We start from the raw sequence: 20,300 nt of genomic DNA on the forward strand, positions 1-20,300 counted from the left end.
GTGGGCTCATCCACAATAAACTTACGAGAAACCGAGGGAGCCTGTATGAGGAAAACTTACGAATCTATCGTGAACAATGGAGCACTAAGGCAGATTGTTGTCATGCTGCTCGGAACATGCATTTTAGCTTTTACGTACTATCACATTAATGCTCAAAATCATTTGTCAGAAGGCGGATTTGCGGGCCTGGCCCTGCTGGGACATTATGCCTTTGGCATATCTCCGGCGTGGAGTATGCTGTTGCTGGATATTCCTGTCATCATTCTGGCATGGGTGTTGAAGGGCAGAAGATTCATGCTGCTGGCATTGATCGGAGCAGTCGGCTTTTCCCTGTTTTATGCAGGATTTGAAAAATATTCGACGCTGGTTATAGATCTGCACGGCAACTTGCTAATAGCGGCTTTGCTTTGTGGAGTACTGACTGGGTTGGGAGCCGGAATCGTGCTGCGATTCGGTGGAGCAACCGGGGGCGATGACATTTTGTCCCTGCTGATCAGTGAGTGGCGCGGATGGAAAATCGGCAATGTGTTTATTGTCAGTGACATTATCGTATTAGGATTATCACTATTGTATCTACCTGTGAAGGAAACAATGTTTACAATACTGGCTGTGTGGCTTGCCGGAAAAATAATTACATGGACGACAACATTCCAACTGCACCGACCTGTGAAAAAGGTGCTGCCTGCGGCTGTTCCAGCCAACAAGGTAGTTGCCAAAACTGTGCCGGTCGTCCACAGCCTTCGTCAATAAGGAGAGGGTGTTACGTTAGGAGAGAAATCTTCTTACGTAACACCCTTTCGCTGTATCTAAGCTCTGTCAGAAAGGCTTCTGAGCAGACTGAATGCGTCCAGAATGATGGTGATCGTTCCATTCCTTGGCTTGAGAAGTTGCAATGGCAATGGAGCGTCCTTCTTTATAGCCGTCACGAAGTAGTGCGTTAGCAATGTAAACAAAAAAGAATGAAAATACTGTAAAATGTATTTTGAGAAAAAGCGTATAATGATGTGCAGAATGCAGAATGCAGAATGCAGAATGCAGAATGCAGAATACAGAATACCAGAAAAGGGGTGGAGCATTTGTTTGCCTGGGGGGTTGTTTTTCTACTTACCATCATCATACATACTACGGATAGCTTGTCTTACGCCCTACGTCTTGGAGGCTTACGGGCGCGTCGTATCGGACTGGCGTTAACCGTAGCGGGGATGCTGCTCTTGGTTTCACGTACCTCTAATATGGCGCAGGGGCCTTTGCTGGGAGGAATGGTTGACCAGGCCAAAGCTGCGGCACAAATGGGCGGAGCGGATGTCGGACTGGAGTTACATATGCATGGAGTGTTATTGGCCGCAACCGTTGGAACAATGTTCGCTATTTTGTTGTATCCAACGGTTGTGCGCATGTCAGCCAGATGGATTGTACACTTGGAGCATACTGGGTCTATTCCGGCTATGGTGCGTCATTTCATGCTGCGAAATCGCTGGAAGTATGCGGGCTATTATATAAAGCGTCCTACCTGGTCCATGCTCACCTCACTGTTGAGTGGAGTAATACCCAAGCGTCTCATTGTTTTGAATATGACGGTTACCGCAATTTATACGACCGGGGTGGTATCCGCCTTGTACGCATCGTTCCTGTGGCCCGCTCAAAGTACGGTAATGTCCATGTCGTCAGGTCTAATCAATGGCGTAGCAACGGTACTATTGACCCTGTTAATTGATCCTCGATTGGCCGTTTTGTCGGAAAAAACATTGCGTGGAGAACTGCCTTTACATCGGATGAACAGTATGTACGGCTGGATGATCATTTCGCGATTGGCAGGTACCTTGCTTGCCCAGTTGTTACTGGTACCGCTGGCCATTTGGCTTGGATGGGTTATGGGCTGAGGTGCAACGATGTGCTATACATTGAAAAAAGGCTGACCTGAGGTCATCCGTTAGGGATGCCTTGAGCCAGCCTGAGATGCTTTTGTGGTTCACTTACTTTTCAAATAATGACTTATAGGCTCCATACCCCTCACGCTCCAAGTCCTCTAGAGGAACAAAGCGGAGTGCGGCGGAATTGATGCAATAGCGGAGTCCCTCTGGACCTGGACCATCGTCAAATACATGCCCCAAATGAGAGTCTGCTTCACGGCTACGGACCTCGGTACGGATCATAAAATGGCTGAGATCGGTCTTTTCTTTGATGCTGTAGCTGCGCAGGGGGCGGGTAAAGCTCGGCCAACCGCAGCCCGCATCATATTTGTCCAGCGAGCTGAACAAAGGCTCTCCGGATACGATATCCACGTAAATCCCTTCACCCTCATGATTCCAAAATTCATTTTGAAAAGGGCGCTCAGTCGCGTTTTTTTGTGTTACTTCGTATTGGATAGGGGTCAGCCGATCTTTAAGATCAGATTTATCAATCTTGTTGGACCAATTCTGCTCGATAAAGTCCTCGCGGCCTGAGCCTTTGCGGTAGCGTTTGTAATGAGCGGGATTCTTCTTGTGATAGTCCTGATGATATTCTTCCGCTTCATAAAAAGTTGCCGCAGGCAGGATGGGTGTAGCAATGGGCTTGTCGAAGCGTCCACTTTGAGCCAGAGCTTCTTTAGAGGCTTCTGCTTGGATTCGCTGCTCTTCATTATGATAGAAAATAGCCGTTTGGTAGGACAAGCCTCTATCGTGGAATTGTCCCCCTTCATCTGTCGGGTCAATCTGTTGCCAGAAAAGCTCCAACAGTTTTTCATACGGGAAAACTTGTGGATCAAATGTAATTTGTACTGCTTCCACATGTCCCGTAGTTTCAGAGCACACCTCTTCATAGGTGGGGTTTTCTGTATGTCCTCCTGTATAGCCGGATCTAACCTTTAAAATACCGGGCAATTCCTCGAAAGGGGAAACCATGCACCAGAAGCAGCCGCCTGCAAAAGTTGCCTTTTCCACTGTGTTTGGATTGTTGGTGCTCATACTCGTCACTCCAATCTGAGTTTGTTAATTAGTTGATATTTAAATAGCTTACAATTAAATTATATATGACATTTTCGCAAAATCCAACGAACCATCACAAGCTGATCGGTTCCGCAACGATCTCTTCCTCAAAATTATAGTTCTACAACCCAACAGATTCGGGGAAAAAACCACAACGTTATGTTCTATTGGCACGTTGAAGTCTTTTTCGATACAGTACAAAGCAGCCACCCAGCAGCGAAGTATACAACAGCAAAATGAGCAAGCCGGTGATCGGATGTTCCGCAATGGTGCCGCCTGCATAAGCGTATACGGCAATTGCGGGCAGTTTGCCAATAGCAGTCCCTAGCAGAAAGCTCCAAAACGGAAACCCCGCTACTCCGGTGTATACATTTACAGCCGCCTGCGGGATGACCGGAATCAGGCGAGCCAGCAGCACAGCGGTAAAAGGCTCCCGCTCCATGACCTGATTCAAGCGTTCCAACGCGGGAAACCGCTTCAGGTATGCTCGTCCTTTGTCGCGGAACAGGGTACGTACCGCACCATAAACGACCAGTGCAGCCAAGGTAGTGCCAAGCCAGCAGATCAAAGCGCCTTGCCAGGCACCTGCCGCATAAGCAATGGAAGCGATAATCAGCTTGTAAGGCACGAACGGAATTAACGCGAATAAAAATGCAATTAGCAGCAGAGCCGGGAAGGAGGTTTGCTTATTTGCCCAAGCAAGCCAATCATATCTGTAGATAAACGCGATGCAGAGCAGCGAAACATAAGCAGCGGCGAATAGCCATTTTTTCATTTACATACCTCTTTCATTATTTCTGTTTGGCTTATCACTTATACGGAAAAAATAGGGTTCACATTCCCAATAATGTGTGTTATACTGCCACTAACAGAATAGTTCCCAAAGGGGAGTAGCTCAACGAGTAAAGTCGTCATTACGGGATCATAAATCCCCGGCTTTATTGGCAACGTTATGTTGTAAGCGAGACCTTTGCCAGGATTTTCGGAATCCGGGTAAATGGTCTTTTTTTGATGCTAAATTTGGGTCAAGCGCCATTTCCGGATTTCCGTGAAGCGGCGCTTTTTTAGTATAAAGCGCTGAACTATGTACAAGTATAACAAATAAATAAAGAAGGTGGGAGGAACGTATGGATTTTTTCTCAATTGAGTTTTTTACCGCATTATTGTCCATCATTATCATTGATCTGGTGCTAGCTGGAGATAATGCGATCGTAATTGGCCTGGCAGCTCGCAATGTTGACAAGGCCAACCAAAAGAAGGTTATTATTTGGGGGACGGTCGGCGCAGTCATCATTCGTGTGATTGCTACGGTATTGGTCACGTTTTTACTGCAAATTTATGGCTTGCGATTGATCGGGGGACTTGCACTCATCTATATCGCCTACAAGCTGCTGGTGGAAGAAAAGAAGCACGAAATTTCAGCAACCAATCAAATGTGGGCAGCGATTCGCACCATTATTATTGCGGATACAATGATGGGACTCGACAATGTACTTGCTGTCGCGGGAGCGGCTCATGGTGATATGCTGCTTGTAATTCTTGGTCTGGCGATCTCCGTTCCAATTATGGTATGGGGAAGTACGATTATCTTGAAACTGACTGAACGTTATCCGGTCGTCATTACGATTGGAGCTGCTGTATTAGCCTATACCGCTGCAAAAATGGTGGTGGCTGAGCCGTTAATTGCACAGTGGTTTGCAAATGGGGTCGTTAAATACGGTTTTGAAGCTCTGATTGTGGTTCTGGTTGTAGCCATTGGGCTGCGCGTTAAAAAAATAAAGTCGGAGAAAACAAAAAAACAAGCGCTTCACGCCTAAGCAAGCCTTTTAAGTCATTGCAGCTTAAGCAGAGCATTCTTACATAGAGGCTGTTCCGTTAAGTCCAACTGGACCGGAGCAGTCTCTTTTTCTTTGCTTGTCAGCAGACTTCCATGTAAACTAGACAACAGATGAATAGTAATTAAGAGGTGACAACAGTATGAACAAGCAGAAAACAAGAGTGGCCATTGCAGGGCTGGGAGGTATTGCTCGCAAAGTGTATTTGCCATTGCTGGCTGCACACGAAGGTGTGGACATTATAGGTGTCATGAACCGTTCGCAGGAGCCGGTTAATTCTATCATGGAGCAATACAGGCTGCCGAAAGGAACGACAGATGTAAAGGAGATGCTGGCGTGGGAGCCGGAAGCTGTATTTATACATGCCGCGACGGAAGCTCATTTTGATCTGGTTATGGCGTGTATTGAAAAAGGAATTGCGGTGTATGTAGATAAACCGTTGTCCTATGATGTTCGTCAAAGTGTGGAGATGACCGCGTTTGCGGAGGCACAAGCTGTGCTGCTGGCGGTAGGCTTTAACCGACGTTTTGCTCCGCATTATGTAGCTGCTAAAGCTTGGCTGGAGACAGTGGGCGGCTTCAGTCAATGTGCAGCCATTAAACACCGAACGGGGTATGATCGGAGACCTGCTGAACAAACGGTCTATGATGATTTGATTCATATGCTTGATTTGCTATTGTGGCTGGGCGGCGATCATTATGAGCTGTTGCACAGTAAACTGACGACGACGAATGAAGGGTATATGGAAGCTTCGTTTGGTTCCGTACGTTTGGGAAATGCCTTCGGTAGCTATAGCATGAGCAGACAGGCAGGAGCTGACATAGAGAGGCTGGAGCTGCATGGGGCAGGTCGATCTGCTGAAGTAACCAATATGGAACAGGCTGTTTTCACGGAAAAAAGCAAGCTGCCACTAACGCAAGTTTTCGGAAGCTGGGACACGATATTGGAAAGACGGGGATTCAGCGGAGTCGTGAACCATTTTCTGGAGCATATTCATCGTCCGGAGGAGTGCACGATAAGTGCTGGAAAGGTGCTGGAAAGCCATATGCTGGCAGAAGAACTGGTCAATCATCTGAATGACTAATACCAAAACTTATTGAACGGAAGACAGCGATCATGACGAATCCAGACATCAGGAAACAGGTTGAAGGAGAAATGAATAAATGGTAGAGGATAACCGTAGTAAACAGCTAGAAGAAGCCATTATCGAAAATTACAAGCAGGAAGAGGACATGATGATTCTGGTGTTTGCGCAATGGTGCATCAATCATGGACTGGAGCCGGAGGAATTATATCGTGCAGCTTATCCACAGCAAGATAGCAACGAGCGTCTGCTACGAGTACGCAAGCTGACTGTATCGCGTGAAGAAGCGGGCGATATTCCGCTCGATACGGTATTGGGGGTGCTATCCATGTTCGGAAACGAGGACTTGGCGATGGTCGTAGCTGAGGCGGCTGCCCAGCTTCCGCAGGAACGAAAATAGGGCTAGCCAGAATAAAGGAAATGCTATAATAACGATAGCATGGGATCAACTGCTTGAATTAGGATCTTGTTATAGGGAGGGTAAACTGACGATGAAAGATGTAACGGTACCAAGCACCTGTAAGGGCTGCGAAAGAGACATCACGATATCTGAGGAACAAATTACCAGAATTCTAAATAACATGAGACCCAAAGTGGAATGTGTGAACGATGAAGTGTATGAGGCCAGACTGTTGGCCTGCTCACAATGCGAAGACTTAATGGCTGGGCATACATGCGGCATTAGCGGAAGCATTGTCCGTGTACGTGCCTTGGCAGCCACGCATAACTGTCCCAGTTATAGTGGTTCACGCTGGCAAGGAGCGTCCTCATAATACCCCCATCCCAGTCTGCCTTAATGGCAGGCTTTTTGGTTTGAATGAACCTTTTTGCTTAAGATTGACAAATAGTAGACAATAAAATATATTAAACGTGTAAAATGATTTTGTTTAATTATTAATGTTTTTATTAATCAAATGCTTGCTGGACTTGATGAAAACACAAAGATTAGGTCAGTAAAAAGTGCGGCAGAAAGAGCTACATTTCGTTATTTTGAAAGCGTAATCATTTATGCGAATGATGCAGCAATCTTTATATTTTAGGGGAGGGCTTGTTGTGAAGGGTTCCATTATTGTAAATACCGATTGGGAACAAGGCGTTATTAACAAGAATATCTACGGGCAATTTGCCGAGCATCTTGGAAGATGTATTTATGAAGGCTTATGGGTTGGCCAGGAATCTCCGATTCCGAACACGGACGGAATTCGCAATGATGTGGTAGAAGCGCTTAAAAGGCTGAATATTCCTGTGCTGCGTTGGCCAGGGGGCTGTTTTGCTGATGAATATCATTGGAAAGACGGTGTCGGACCGAAAGAAAATCGCAAGAGAATGGTAAATACGCACTGGGGTGGTGTGGTTGAAAATAATCATTTTGGTACACATGAGTTTTTCCAGTTGTGTGAGCTGTTAAATGCAGAGCCTTATATATGTGGAAATGTAGGCAGTGGTACAGTGCAGGAAATGTCGGAGTGGGTAGAGTATATGACCTTTGATGGGGAATCGCCTATGGCTGCATGGCGTCAGGAAAACGGTCGTGAGAAACCGTGGAAGCTCAAATATTTTGGAGTGGGGAACGAAAACTGGGGTTGTGGCGGCAACATGCGTCCGGAATATTATGCCGATCTGTATCGTCGTTATCAGACCTATGTTCGTAACTATGGCGATAACCGCATTTATCGGATTGCAGGCGGGGCAAATGTGGATGATTACCGTTGGACCGAAGTGCTGATGCGAGAAGCCGGATATCTTATGGACGGTTTGAGTCTGCACAATTACACGGTCCCGGGTACTTGGGAAGCGAAACGGCAAGCACTCGGTTTTGATGAAGCGGAATGGTTTGAGACGATGAAAAAATCATTGCACATGGACGAATTGATTACCCGCCATTCTGCCATTATGGACAAATATGATCCTGATAAGCGGGTCGGATTGATCGTCGATGAATGGGGAACCTGGTTCCTGACCGAGCCGGGTACGAATCCGGGCTTTCTGTATCAGCAAAATACGATGCGCGATGCGCTTGTAGCTGGACTGCACCTGCACATTTTCCATAATCACCATGACCGTGTGCAGATGACGAATATTGCCCAAATGGTCAATGTTTTGCAGGCGATGGTTCTGACCGAAGGGCCAGCTATGCTGTTGACGCCGACATATCATGTATTTGAAATGTTCAAGGTGCATCAGGATGCACAAGCACTTGCTACTCATACCAAGCTAGGCAATTATGAATATGATGGAGATTCCATCCCGCAAGTAAGTGTGTCTGCTTCCAAGGCACAGGATGGCTATATTCATATCAGCTTGTGCAATGTCCATCCGGGCGAGTCTGCAAATTTAAATCTGGAGCTGAGAGGACTGGAAGAGGTTAAGGAGATCAGTGGAGTTGTCCTTGTCAGCGATGAAATGCAGGCACATAATACGTTTGACCAGCCGGAGCGCGTAAAAAAGGCAGCTTTTACGTCCTTCCAGCAGCAGGGTCAGCGTTTGGATATTGTATTGCCGCCGATGTCGGTAGTGATGCTGGCGATTGCTCCGTAATAATCCAGGCTGTGGTATGTAAAGCAGTACTCGCTTTATCATTTAGTTTGACAAAGAGAGCGTTCAGGCGAACGCTCTCTTTTATTTATAATTGCTCGCGGTGAATCACTCTGAACTCCTTGGGAGACATGCCAAAGCGGGAACGGAATACACGGTGAAAATAGGTATAGTTTGCAAATCCGGACGATTCTGCGGCTTGTTCCAGTGACATAGGACTGAAAATGATTCGCTCCCTCGCCATGTTGAGCCTGATGTCCAGCGTGTACTGCATAATGCTTGTATCGAATGTTTCCTTGAACAAATGCACGGCTCGGGATACGCTGATGCCGACATGTGAAGAAACGTCATCCAGTTTGAAGTTGGAGGATGCATTTTCCTCAATATAATTTTTAATCTGATAAGCCAGGTAATTATGATGTGTAGCAATAGGATGCTCGGACAGCATACGGTCGAACTCCAAACATAAAATGCGTATGTAATAGCTTGAAATTTCCGGGTAAGGATTAGAAATACGACGCTGTTCCATCACTAGCTGGCGAAATAGGCCGAGCAGGGCTTCTGTGAGCTGAACCTTGATTCGGTTAGGCCGTTTGTGGTGATTCCACCACTCATCTACCCAAGCGCCACCGAAAAAGATGTGGTAATCTCCGCTTTCCACGATCTGTTCACCCATGGAATTCAACTCATTGTGAATATCCAGCTCATAGGGCTCAGTTGGACTAAACAGCAACAGGTCTCCCGCCTCAATTCGTGTCATTTTTCCATTAATGCGGGCCTGGCAGCGTCCGTCTGTTTGCAGTCGAAATAAATAATTTTTAATCCCATCAGGCTGGTTCGAATAAAAGGGTTTACGATGAAAGGAATAGCCTGCGGTAAGAACCTGACAAGACTCGACGATGGACATATGATGACTCCTTTGGGCAATTAGCTGTTTCAAATATTGACCAGATTGTTCATGTTTTAATCATATTATTCATTTTAAACGAAACCGAAATAGAATACCATGTGAACTGTAAAGCTTACATGCTAGATCACAAAGTACATGTTGGAGGCCAAGGAGTGTGACGATGTGGAACGAATGAAGGCCGGGATCATCGGTTGTGGTAACATTAGTACGGTATATCTTGAAAATCTGCAAAATAGTCCGCTTATTGAGGTGGTAGCTGTCGCTGACCTGCTGGAGGAAAGGGCCAGGGCGAAGGCCGATGAATTCAACATTGAAAACGTATACAAAGTGGATGAGTTGCTGCGTCAGCCTGAGATTGAGCTTGTATTTAATCTGACTGTGCCTGGCAGCCATGCACTGACAGATGTGGCGATACTGGAGGCAGGCAAGCACGTGTACAGTGAAAAGCCTTTGGCGGTATCTTTGGAGGACGGCAGACGCATTCTGGATGTAGCCAAAGCAAAAAACCTGCGTGTCGGCTGTGCTCCGGATACATTTCTCGGCGCGGGCATTCAGACTGCACGCCATGCCATACAGTCCGGAATCATTGGTCAGCCAGTAGCTGCTACGGCCTTTTTAATGGGCAGGGGCCCAGAGTGGTGGCATGAGAATCCGGAGTTTTTCTATGCCGCTGGAGGTGGGCCGATGTTTGACATGGGGCCTTACTATTTGACCTCGCTGATCCACCTGCTCGGGCCAATTCGGCGAATTAGCGGCTCCGTAGGGATTCAGATTCCGGAACGTTATATACATTCCGGTCCCAAAAGCGGCACGCCACTGCAAGTGGAGACACCAACGCATCTGGCCGGGACCCTGGATTTTGATAACGGTGCTATCGTAACGCTGATCACCAGCTTTGATATTCAGGGAGCTTCCGAGCTGCCGCGTATCGAAATTTACGGAACAAAAGGGACTTTGAATCTACCGGACCCTAACTTTTTTAACGGCGATGTTAAGCTTCGTCGACCTGGAGAGGAAAACGTGGAGGTGTTGAAGCCTCTTTTTGAATGTGAAAAAAACGAGCGTGGAATAGGTGCAGGCGAGATGGTGAGAGCCATTCGCAGTGAAAAGAACCATCATGCCAATGCGGAGCTAGCCTATCATGTGTTGGAAGCCATGCATGCTTTTCAACGTTCCTCATTGGAAGGAAAGCATATTATGCTGGAGAGCACGTTTGAGCCGGACGAGGATTTGTATGAAGGAACAGATATAACGGTACATCCATCCTAATAGAAGAGGTGAAGGGCAATGGCAAAAGTAGGATTGCAATTGTACACAGTAAGGGAAGAGCTTGAACAGGATTTTGAAGGTACGTTGCGCAAGGTCGTTGAGCTTGGCTATAAAGGGGTAGAATTTCATACCTTTTTCGGGCGCAGCGCCAAGGATGTCAAAGCACTTTTGGATGAACTGAAACTGGAAGTTGTCGGAACTCACGTGCCATATACTCGCTTGCTGGATCATTTGGATGAAGAGATTGCATACCACAAGGAATTGGGCAATAAGTACCTGATCGTTCCTTATTTAACCGACGAACAGCGCCAGTGGGATGAACTTTTTTCCAATCTGAATCGTATTGGTGAAAAGGTGAAGGAACAGGGCCTGATTTTGGCTTATCATAATCATGATTTTGAAATGACGGAGAAAATTAATGATCGTCCGGTATTTGATGCTATATATGATGAAGTTCCCGCTGATTTGTTACAGGTCGAAATGGATACTTGTTGGGTATACTATGGAGGCTATGATCCTGTGGAATACATCGGACGTTATCGGGGTCGCCTGCCTATCATTCACTTAAAGGATATGGCACGTGACGAACAGCAAAAAGCAGTTACCGTAGAGCTTGGCCAAGGAGAAGTACAGCTTCAGGCTATTACGGACGCCGCTATTCAGGCAGGCGTGGATTGGATTGTGGTGGAACAGGATTTCAGCTCAAATCCTCCAATCGAAAGCATTGAAACTAGCTTTAAGTGGCTCCAACACTACGCAGCTGAGGGAGGAAATATTCATGTCTAAAACACTCAAAGTCGGGATTATTGGTTGTGGGGGGATTGCGAGCGGCAAGCATTTGCCGAGTCTTGCCAAGCAAAAGCGTGCAGAGATCATTGCTTTTTGTGACATCATTCCGGGACGCGCTGAGGAGGCCGCAGCAAAGTTTGGTGCTGAAGGCTCCCAAGTCTACAGTGATTACCGTAAGCTGCTTGAAAATAAAGACATTGAAGTTGTACATGTATGTACGCCCAACGACTCACACTCCGAAATTACGGTCGCCGCACTTGAGGCAGGCAAGCATGTGCTATGTGAAAAGCCAATGGCCAAAACGGCCGAGCAGGCACGGGAAATGCTTGCTGCGGCCAACCGTACAGGTAAAAAGCTGTCCATTGCGTATCAGAACCGTTATCGTGATGATAGTTTGTATCTGAAGCAATTGGTCGAGCAGGGAGAGCTTGGTGAAATTTATCTGGGCAAAGCAATCGCTCTGCGTCGACGCGCGGTTCCGACATGGGGAGTATTCTTGGATGAAGAGAAGCAGGGCGGTGGCCCGCTGATTGATATTGGTACACATGCACTCGATTTGACACTCTGGCTGATGGATAATTACAAGCCTAAAAGCGTAATGGGATCAACCTTCCATAAGCTGGGGGATCGTAAAAATGCGGCGAATGCTTTTGGACCTTGGAATCCTGAGGAATTTAAGGTGGAGGATTCTGCTTTTGGTTTTATTACAATGCAAAATGGAGCTACGATCGTACTGGAATCCAGCTGGGCATTAAACGTTGTAGAATTTGGCGAAGCCAAGACACTGCTATGCGGAACGGAAGGCGGAGCCGATATGCAGGATGGATTGCGCATTAACGGAGAAAAGAATAGCCGCTTGTTTGATACGAAAATAGATCTGGATGCGGGCGGTGTGGCCTTTTACTCAGGAGAAACGGAAAATGAGGCAGACCGGGAAGCCCGTCTGTGGATCGAATCCATTCTGGACGACAAAGAGCCGCTTGTGAAGCCCGAACAGGCACTGGTTGTCACTGAAATTCTGGAAGCCATTTATGAATCGGCACGTACGGGGAAGGCGGTTTATTTTGATTAAAGTCGCTTTTTTCACATATGATACAGGGAGGGATTTCTTTTGAAACTTGGAGTATTCATGGTGTTGTTCGGCGGACGCTCACTGGAGGAAGCGCTGGATTATGTAGCTTCCCAAGGACTGGATGCTGTAGAAATCGGTACAGGCGGCAATCCGGGAGATAAACACTGCAAGCCAGATGAACTGCTGGCCAATGAAACGGCGCTCAAAAACTTCAAAAAAGCAGTAGAGTCCCGGGGACTCACGATTAGTGCGCTTAGCTGCCATGGCAACCCTCTTCACCCGCAAAAACACTTGGCTCAGGCAGACCATGAAACGTTTCATAAAACCGTTCAATTGGCTGAAAAGCTGGAAGTTCCCGTTGTCAACACTTTTTCTGGCTGTCCAGGTGATCATGAGGATGCGAAGTATCCGAACTGGCCGGTAGCTCCGTGGCCTAATGATTTTCAGGAAGTGCTAAAGTGGCAATGGGAGAACAAAATTATTCCTTATTGGAGTGAGGCGGGGAAATTTGCAGCAGATCACCATGTAAAAATTGGACTGGAGCTACACGGGGGCTTTTCGGTTCATACGCCCGCAACCTTGCTTCGTCTGCGTGAAGCGGTCGGGGAGGTCATTGGTGCCAATCTGGACCCGAGTCATATGTGGTGGCAGGGCATTGATCCGGTGCAGGCAGTTCAAATTTTAGGCCGGGCAGGAGCCATTCATCATTTTCATGCCAAGGATACGACGATTGATCCGATCAATGTGAATAAATACGGACTTACCGATATGCAGGAATATACCAATATGCTGGATCGCGCATGGCAGTTCCGTACCGTCGGCTATGGACATGATGTTAAAACCTGGGCGGATATCATCAGTGCTCTCCGTCTGGTAGGTTACGATTATGTGGTAAGCATTGAGCATGAAGATGGTCTGATGTCTGTAGAGGAAGGCTTTACTAAGGCCGTTCACAATCTTCGTCAGGTTCTAATTGAAGAGCCGCTGAGCGAGATGTGGTGGGTCTAACCTAATAGGGGGAAATGTGGATGATTAACGTCACCATTTGGAATGAATTTCTGAATGAGAAGCTGAATGATGAGGCAAAACAGGTGTATCCTGACGGGATACACAAGGCATTGGCAGCCGGCCTGGCCGGTGAGGAATTTGTTATTCGAACGGCTACTCTGCATGATGATGCTGAGCATGGTTTGGGAGAGGAAGTCCTGAATTCCACAGATGTGCTGCTGTGGTGGGGGCATAAAGCCCACGATCAGGTAAGTGATGAGGTTACAGCTCGTGTTGTAAAACGAGTACAGGATGGCATGGGCTTGATCGTTCTGCACTCGGGTCACTTTTCCAAGCCATTCAAAGCTCTGATGGGAACCAGTTGTGATCTGAAATGGAGAGTTGCAGGCGAACAGGAGATTATCTGGTCCGTAAATCCGTCACACCCCATTACAGAAGGAGTAAATTCCAAAATTTTGTTGGAGCATGAAGAGATGTATGGGGAGTTCTTTGATATTCCTACGCCGGATGAACTGATATTTGTTAGTAACTTTGAAGGCGGCGAGGTATTCAGAACCGGATGTACTTTCCGTCGAGGCAGCGGCAAAATATTTTATTTCCGTCCCGGACATGAAACATATCCGACCTATTACCAGCCTGATATATTGAAGGTCATTGCCAATAGCATACGTTGGGCCTGCTCGACAGGTATAATCAACCCAATATATGGTAAAAGCGAGGCGATAAGACCTCTCGGTGGAGTGCTGGTATAAAGACATTCATCATGTCTCAATAAGTTTAATAATGAAAAGATCGACAGGCAGAATCCCAAGAGATTCCGCCTGTCTTTTCATTTAACGATTTAGACATATACCAGTTGCTGTTGTTGTTGTATAATCAGCTTTGGTCATGGCAACTTTATCGGAGCAAGTATTAATTTAAGAAGAAAGTGTTTTCTTTCGGGATAAAGTATGCTAAAATGATATATACTAACAAAAGGAAAGCCTTATCAAACCGAAATGCAAAAGAAGGTGAAAAATTTGGAGGGTCAACCGCAATTTACAAAAATGTGTCCGCGTTTTGAAACCGCCTTTTCATGTCTGGGAAAGCGCTGGAACGGATTGATTATTCAATCTATGATGAGCGGTCCCAAGCGGTTTAAGGATATTTCCAATCTGATTCCCACAATGAGTGACAAAATGTTATCAGAGCGGATGAAAGACTTGGAAAATGAAGGAATTCTTACGCGTCATGTATACCCGGAAACTCCTGTCCGCATTGAATACGAGCTTACAACCAAAGGCCGTGCACTTCAGCCAGTAATGGAGCAGATTCAATTTTGGGCTGAAGAATGGATTAGATGAGCACCAAACTAAATAAGCGTTTTTCATAGCAAAACAGCCTTTTCCTAGAAAAAGGCTGTTTTTATTTTGTATGTAAGGGCTATTTTCCGCTATACCGCAATGATCAATATAGATGAGTTAGTACGCTTAAAAACTTCTGACGCGTTCGGCAATTGAAAATAATCCGGTTGCCGTACGGCGTGGGATACGAGTTTGAATGTCCAGTGCGGCTGTACGAAATGTACCTAGACATGAATGGCACAGTCTTCCTGCATAAATGGGGGATTGGCAGGACTCGCAAGGATAATCAAGCTGGCTGTATGTAGAGGGAAACTTGCCTGCTCTTACCCAATCTGTGAGCAAATTCATGGGTGTTCCGGTTGCAGCACTGAGCTGGCGGGTGTGCGTAGCTGGGTGCTTCCATAAATAATTGGAGCAGCGGTCGAAGAATACATTTTCCTCCTGAATACAGGTGTTGCACAGGTTTCTAAGATTTCGACGGAAAACAGAACCACATTTTGGGCAATTAGCAGTATGTATCTCCATAGAAACCAGTCCTTTATATCGAAGTGTGGTGAAATTTTTAAAAATTTATTAGTTATATATTACTATGACTTTATACCTATATCAATCTTTATTTAACAATTGTTGATCTTTAAGTATATGCAAAACTCTTGATTGACATAACCTTGTTACTTATGTATTATGACTTACATAAAGTTACTTATTGAGAAAAATAAATCGATGAATGATAAGGAGATCTCCGTATGACACCAGCTTTATTTTTGGCCCACGGGTCGCCGATGCTTGCTATTGAACAGACTGACTATACTGCTTTCTTGGAGCGATTAGGGAAGAGTATTCGTCCCAAGGCTATTGTTATTTTCACTGCCCATTGGGAGACGCAGGTATTGACAATCAGCTCGATGGATGACGTATATGAAACGATTTATGATTTTGGCGGCTTCCCGCCGGAACTGTACGAGGTGAAATATCCTGCACATGGTTCGATAGAACTGGCAAATAAGCTGAAAGAATTATATGAGCAAAAGGGCATTGACGTACAAACTGATCAGGTAAGAGGACTGGATCATGGGTCTTGGACACTATTGCACCGTATGTATCCTGAGGCAGACATCCCGGTCGTTCAGATTTCTGTAAATCCATATCTCTCGCCCAAAGCACAATATGCTATTGGTGAAGTGCTGCGCGGACTGGGGGAACAGGATATTCTGGTCATTGGCAGTGGTGTAACCGTCCATAATCTGCGCATCGTCCAATGGGGAGCAACGACAACAGAGCCTTGGGCCATTGATTTTGATGACTGGATTATAGACAAGGTGCAACTTGGGGATATAGAGGCTTTGGATCGCTACGAAAGTGAAGGGCCGTATGCCCGTCAGGCGGTACCAAGAGCAGAGCACTTTGTGCCTTTGTTTATTGCAATGGGGAGTGGTAATCCAGCGAACAAGGCCAGGGTCATTCATAGAAGCTATGAAATGGGGAATTTAAGTTACCTGTGCTTTCAGTTCTAAAGGTGGGATGGATCAAGAAGGCATATCGTTAGTTGCTTTTTGGTGAGAAGAGGAAATAAAATGAGGGAGTGTTCTATAGCCAGGATGGCATAAACACTCCCGTTTGTTTAGACAAGATTAACTAAATTCGGCAAATCTCACGTGGGCACAATTCACAATGACATACGCTTTGCAGCATTTCCAAATCTTTGACAACAATCATGCCGTTATCATATTCAACTGCATTTTTCTTACGCAGATCGCTTAGCATCCGGTTTACGCTTTCTCGGGTGGCACCGATCATATTGGAAAGGTCAGTATGCGTAATTTTTTTATGAATCAGGATATGATCACCGTGAGGCTCGCCATAGGTGTTGCATAACCGAATAAGTGTTGAGCAGAGAGCTCCGGGCTTACCGTACATCATCAGATCGCGGAACTTGGTCTGAGTAATTCGGTGATGCGACCCCATCCATTTCATAAAGTCAATGGCAAAATCGCAATGCTGGCAAATGAGCAGCTCCAGGTCTGTATGATCAATTACACCAATATCGCTGTCTTCCAGAACCTCAGCAGAAAAGGAATGTTTAGTTCCGAAAAATGGATCAGCTTGACCCACAAGATCGCCGCTTTGATACATATATAAAATAAGTTCCTTACCCTCATCCGTTGTTTTTGTCACTTTCACGCGTCCGCGTTTGATATAAAACAGCTTATCTGCTGTATCTCCTTCCCAAAACAAATGCGAGCTTTCTGGCATGACTCGATCTTTCATCATCACTTGCAGCCGGTTGAAGCTGGCCTCCGAGAAGCAACAGGTGTTACCGTGAGCTTCCATTACGTTTGCAGGGTTTCTCATCGTCCATTTCCCCTTTGTTTCCTATGTTTTTTTATCTGCAACTTGATCAATTCAAATTTATTATATACCTGTGCAATGCGTTTTTGGGGCAAGAAGTGGGGGGAAAAGTGGCAGATTTGCAAACTTTGTGATTTAATTCACTACAAAAATAAAATTTTAAATAGATTGTGAAAAAAATCACAAAATATCTTGGAAAGCTGTGTTACGATCAGTGCGTGAACAAGAGAAAGTACACGAGATAACAGGAGGATGAGGGAAATGGCTGTTAAAAACGAGGTTATCCAAAAAGAGCAAAGCGCAGAGCAGTATATTCAAACGCTGATTGACCGGGCGAACCGGGCACAGCAAGCTTTCATGAGTATGAATCAGGAACAGATTGACGAAATCGTACAAGCTATGGCACTCGCAGGGATGGATAAACACATGTACCTGGCGAAGCTGGCTGTTGAAGAAACAGGACGCGGTGTGTACGAGGACAAAATCACTAAAAACATGTTTGCAACAGAATATGTCTACCATAGCATCAAAAATGAAAAAACCGTCGGTGTCATTGAAGATAATGATTTTGACAGTTTTCAAAAAATAGCTGAGCCAGTCGGCGTCATTATGGGGATTACTCCAGTGACAAACCCGACTTCGACTACCATGTTCAAAGCGTTGATTGCCATTAAAACACGTAACCCAATCATTTTCGGCTTCCATCCATCCGCTCAATCGTGTAGTGCGGAAGCAGCCCGCGTCTTGCTTGAAGCAGCCGTTAAACACGGGGCTCCTGCTGACTGTATTCAATGGATTGAAGCTCCTTCGATGGATAAGACAAATTCACTTATGAATCACCCGGATGTGGCACTGATTCTGGCAACTGGTGGATCAGGCATGGTTAAGGCGGCATATAGCTGCGGTAAACCTGCTCTGGGCGTAGGTCCTGGTAACGTGCCTTGCTTCATTGAAAAAACAGCGGACATCAAGCAGGCTGTGAACGATCTGATCCTCTCGAAATCTTTTGATAACGGTATGATCTGTGCTTCCGAGCAAGCGGTTATTATCGAAGAGCCGATCTTCGAGCAAGTGAAAAAATTGATGATCGCTAACGGTTGCTACTTTGTAAATAAAGAAGAAGCAGCTAAGCTCACTCAAGGAGCTATGAATGTAGAGAAATGTGCAGTGAACCCGGCTATCGTCGGACAGTCCGCTGTAAAAATTGCTGAAATGAGCGGTATCACCGTACCGGCAGGAACCAAAATTTTGGTCGCTGAGATTGAAGGGGTAGGAACAAAATACCCATTGTCCGCGGAAAAATTGAGTCCTGTACTGGCTTGCTATAAAGTAAAAAATGCTGAACAAGGTATTCAACGCGCTGCTGAAGTCGTAGAGTTCGGGGGCATGGGTCACTCGTCCGCTATTCATTCGAACGATGAGGACGTTATTGCCCGGTTCGCAAACCGTTTGCAAACAGGCCGTATCATTGTAAATTCACCTTCCACGCATGGTGCGATCGGTGACATCTACAACACCAACCTTCCATCGTTGACGCTCGGTTGCGGTTCGTACGGACGTAACTCAACTTCGTCGAACGTATCGGCAGTCAATTTGATTAACGTGAAAAGGGTGGCGAAACGGACGGTGAATATGCAATGGTTCAAAGTACCTTCCAAAGTTTATTTTGAAAAAAATTCGACTCAGTATCTTGCTAAAATGCCTGACATCACACGTGTAGCTATTGTCACAGACCCTATGATGGTGAAGCTTGGCTATGTGGATCGCGTCATTCATTATTTGCACCAACGCCAAACACCAGTAGCGATCGAGGTCTTCTCTGAAGTAGAGCCAGATCCATCGACAGTTACGGTAGAACGCGGTACTGAAATGATGAGACGTTTCCAACCGGATTGCATTATCGCACTGGGCGGCGGTTCCCCAATGGATGCTGCGAAGGGCATGTGGTTGTTCTATGAATATCCAGATACAGATTTCAACAACCTGAAACAAAAATTCATGGATATTCGCAAACGGATTTACAAGTACCCACGTCTGGGCCAAAAAGCACAATTCGTAGCCATTCCTACAACCTCGGGTACAGGTTCGGAAGTTACTTCTTTCGCGGTAATTACAGACAAAAACCTGGGCAACACGAAGTACCCGCTGGCTGACTATGAGTTGACCCCGGATGTGGCAATTATTGACCCTGTGTTTGTATATTCGCTGCCTAAAACAGCTGTAGCGGATACAGGTATGGACGTTCTGACACACGCCATTGAGGCTTACGTGTCCGTAATGGCAAATGACTACACAGACGGTCTGGCCATTAAAGCCATTCAATTGGTATTCCAATACCTGGAGCAATCAGCTCTGACTGGTGATAAGCTGGCTCGCGAAAAAATGCATAATGCTTCCACGCTCGCAGGGATGGCGTTTGCCAATGCATTCTTGGGTATTAACCACAGTCTTGCGCACAAATGGGGCGGACAGTACCATACAGCGCATGGTCGCACGAATGCGATCTTGATGCCGCACGTCATTCGCTACAATGCGAAAAAACCGACAAAATTCGCTTCGTTCCCTAAATATTCGCATTTTGTTGCGGATGAGCGCTATGCGGAGATTGCTCGCATACTGGGATTGCCTGCTCGCACCACGGAAGAAGGAGTTAACAGCCTGATCGAAGCGATCCGTAAGATGAACAAAACACTCGGTATCGAGGAATCGTTCCAGCAACTCGGTTTCGATCCGAAGGATTTTGAAGCACGTGTAGATTATTTGGCTGACCGCGCTTTTGAGGATCAATGTACAACTGCGAATCCGAAGCTGCCGCTGGTTACTGAATTGGCTGATGTATACCGCAATGCCTTCTACGGACGTTTTGACCAATAATATAATAGGTATGAAGAGGCTTGTAACAAGCATTTTCCTATTCAATACCACTACAGGCTCTCTTTGATAGAGGGCCTGTTGGCTTGGGAAGGGAGGTGAGTGAGAAGTTTACAGGATCAGGCGGGAGCAAGGGAAAAATAAAGTGACATAAATCACTCATATTGTGATTTATGTCACATACTGCACTCTGTCATTATTCTACAATAAGAGTGTAAGAAAGGTCCCGACACTGAGCTAAGGCATCGGTGAAAAGGCCGGGATAAAAT

Annotated in this window: 19 protein-coding genes; 15 read left to right on the plus strand and 4 right to left on the minus strand. The window is 46.0% G+C overall.

What is annotated here, in order from left to right; translation table 11 throughout:
* Positions 1-45: 45 nt before the first annotated feature.
* Both B4V02_RS09775 and B4V02_RS09785 read left to right on the plus strand, forming a co-directional pair.
* Complete coding sequence (locus tag B4V02_RS09775; RefSeq protein ID WP_094154636.1) at positions 46-750, plus strand: YitT family protein; 705 nt, start codon at positions 46-48, stop codon at positions 748-750.
* 326 nt (positions 751-1,076) lie between these two features.
* Positions 1,077-1,880: a lipid II flippase Amj family protein gene (locus B4V02_RS09785; RefSeq protein ID WP_094156979.1), complete on the plus strand. Its 804-nt coding sequence runs from the start codon at positions 1,077-1,079 to the stop codon at positions 1,878-1,880.
* Positions 1,881-1,973: 93 nt separating this feature from the next.
* On the opposite strand, the gene msrA is transcribed toward B4V02_RS09785, so the two are convergent.
* Both msrA and B4V02_RS09795 read right to left on the minus strand, forming a co-directional pair.
* Complete coding sequence (gene msrA, locus B4V02_RS09790; protein WP_094154637.1) at positions 1,974-2,945, minus strand: peptide-methionine (S)-S-oxide reductase MsrA; 972 nt, start codon at positions 2,943-2,945, stop codon at positions 1,974-1,976.
* 178 nt (positions 2,946-3,123) lie between these two features.
* Complete coding sequence (locus tag B4V02_RS09795; RefSeq protein WP_094154638.1) at positions 3,124-3,741, minus strand: TVP38/TMEM64 family protein; 618 nt, start codon at positions 3,739-3,741, stop codon at positions 3,124-3,126.
* A gap of 352 nt (positions 3,742-4,093) precedes the next feature.
* Here B4V02_RS09795 and B4V02_RS09800 point away from each other — a divergent pair, with 352 nt between their 5' ends.
* The 5 genes from B4V02_RS09800 (at position 4,094) to B4V02_RS09820 (ending at position 8,423) form a co-directional block, all read left to right on the plus strand.
* A complete protein-coding gene (locus B4V02_RS09800) occupies positions 4,094-4,783 on the plus strand; it encodes a TerC family protein (protein ID WP_007430970.1) in 690 nt (229 codons plus the stop codon).
* Between the two features lie 160 nt (positions 4,784-4,943).
* Complete coding sequence (locus tag B4V02_RS09805) at positions 4,944-5,885, plus strand: Gfo/Idh/MocA family protein (RefSeq protein WP_094154639.1); 942 nt, start codon at positions 4,944-4,946, stop codon at positions 5,883-5,885.
* A 79-nt stretch (positions 5,886-5,964) separates the two neighbouring features.
* Entirely contained in the window at positions 5,965-6,285 is a 321-nt protein-coding gene (locus B4V02_RS09810; protein ID WP_094154640.1) for a hypothetical protein, read from the plus strand.
* A 91-nt stretch (positions 6,286-6,376) separates the two neighbouring features.
* On the plus strand, positions 6,377-6,658 hold the full coding sequence (locus B4V02_RS09815; protein WP_007430967.1) for a DUF6171 family protein: 282 nt from the start codon (positions 6,377-6,379) through the stop codon (positions 6,656-6,658).
* 280 nt (positions 6,659-6,938) lie between these two features.
* Positions 6,939-8,423 (plus strand): alpha-N-arabinofuranosidase, encoded by a 1,485-nt coding sequence (locus B4V02_RS09820; RefSeq protein WP_094154641.1) that lies wholly within the window; start codon positions 6,939-6,941, stop codon positions 8,421-8,423.
* An 85-nt stretch (positions 8,424-8,508) separates the two neighbouring features.
* Here the strand turns inward: B4V02_RS09820 and B4V02_RS09825 are convergent, their stop codons facing one another.
* The gene (locus tag B4V02_RS09825) at positions 8,509-9,327 is read right to left on the minus strand and encodes an AraC family transcriptional regulator (protein WP_094154642.1); all 819 of its coding nucleotides are present in this window, start codon (positions 9,325-9,327) and stop codon (positions 8,509-8,511) included.
* Between the two features lie 165 nt (positions 9,328-9,492).
* On the opposite strand from B4V02_RS09825, the gene B4V02_RS09830 reads away from it, so the two are divergent.
* The 7 genes from B4V02_RS09830 to B4V02_RS09865 all read left to right on the plus strand — a co-directional run bounded on the left by B4V02_RS09830 (position 9,493) and on the right by B4V02_RS09865 (position 16,325).
* Positions 9,493-10,599, plus strand: coding sequence for a Gfo/Idh/MocA family protein (locus tag B4V02_RS09830; protein WP_094154643.1), 1,107 nt, complete (start codon positions 9,493-9,495; stop codon positions 10,597-10,599).
* 18 nt (positions 10,600-10,617) lie between these two features.
* Positions 10,618-11,385, plus strand: a complete 768-nt coding sequence (locus B4V02_RS09835) for a sugar phosphate isomerase/epimerase family protein (RefSeq protein WP_094154644.1) — start codon at positions 10,618-10,620, stop codon at positions 11,383-11,385.
* On the plus strand, positions 11,378-12,460 hold the full coding sequence (locus B4V02_RS09840) for a Gfo/Idh/MocA family protein (protein ID WP_094154645.1): 1,083 nt from the start codon (positions 11,378-11,380) through the stop codon (positions 12,458-12,460). Before B4V02_RS09835 ends, B4V02_RS09840 begins: the two co-directional genes overlap by 8 nt.
* 39 nt (positions 12,461-12,499) lie before the next feature.
* Positions 12,500-13,468 (plus strand): sugar phosphate isomerase/epimerase family protein, encoded by a 969-nt coding sequence (locus B4V02_RS09845; RefSeq protein WP_094154646.1) that lies wholly within the window; start codon positions 12,500-12,502, stop codon positions 13,466-13,468.
* Positions 13,469-13,488: 20 nt separating this feature from the next.
* The gene (locus B4V02_RS09850; protein ID WP_094154647.1) at positions 13,489-14,220 is read left to right on the plus strand and encodes a ThuA domain-containing protein; all 732 of its coding nucleotides are present in this window, start codon (positions 13,489-13,491) and stop codon (positions 14,218-14,220) included.
* A gap of 246 nt (positions 14,221-14,466) precedes the next feature.
* Positions 14,467-14,811: a winged helix-turn-helix transcriptional regulator gene (locus B4V02_RS09855; protein ID WP_043891085.1), complete on the plus strand. Its 345-nt coding sequence runs from the start codon at positions 14,467-14,469 to the stop codon at positions 14,809-14,811.
* Positions 14,812-15,557: 746 nt separating this feature from the next.
* Entirely contained in the window at positions 15,558-16,325 is a 768-nt protein-coding gene (locus B4V02_RS09865) for a DODA-type extradiol aromatic ring-opening family dioxygenase (RefSeq protein WP_094154649.1), read from the plus strand.
* 121 nt (positions 16,326-16,446) lie between these two features.
* Here the strand turns inward: B4V02_RS09865 and B4V02_RS09870 are convergent, their stop codons facing one another.
* Entirely contained in the window at positions 16,447-17,163 is a 717-nt protein-coding gene (locus tag B4V02_RS09870; protein WP_007430956.1) for a Crp/Fnr family transcriptional regulator, read from the minus strand.
* Between the two features lie 258 nt (positions 17,164-17,421).
* On the opposite strand from B4V02_RS09870, the gene adhE reads away from it, so the two are divergent.
* A complete protein-coding gene (adhE, locus tag B4V02_RS09875) occupies positions 17,422-20,034 on the plus strand; it encodes a bifunctional acetaldehyde-CoA/alcohol dehydrogenase (RefSeq protein ID WP_094154650.1) in 2,613 nt (870 codons plus the stop codon).
* Positions 20,035-20,300 lie beyond the last annotated feature (266 nt).

Origin of the sequence: Paenibacillus kribbensis (assembly GCF_002240415.1) — a bacterium.
In the GTDB taxonomy this organism is placed as follows: domain Bacteria; phylum Bacillota; class Bacilli; order Paenibacillales; family Paenibacillaceae; genus Paenibacillus; species Paenibacillus kribbensis.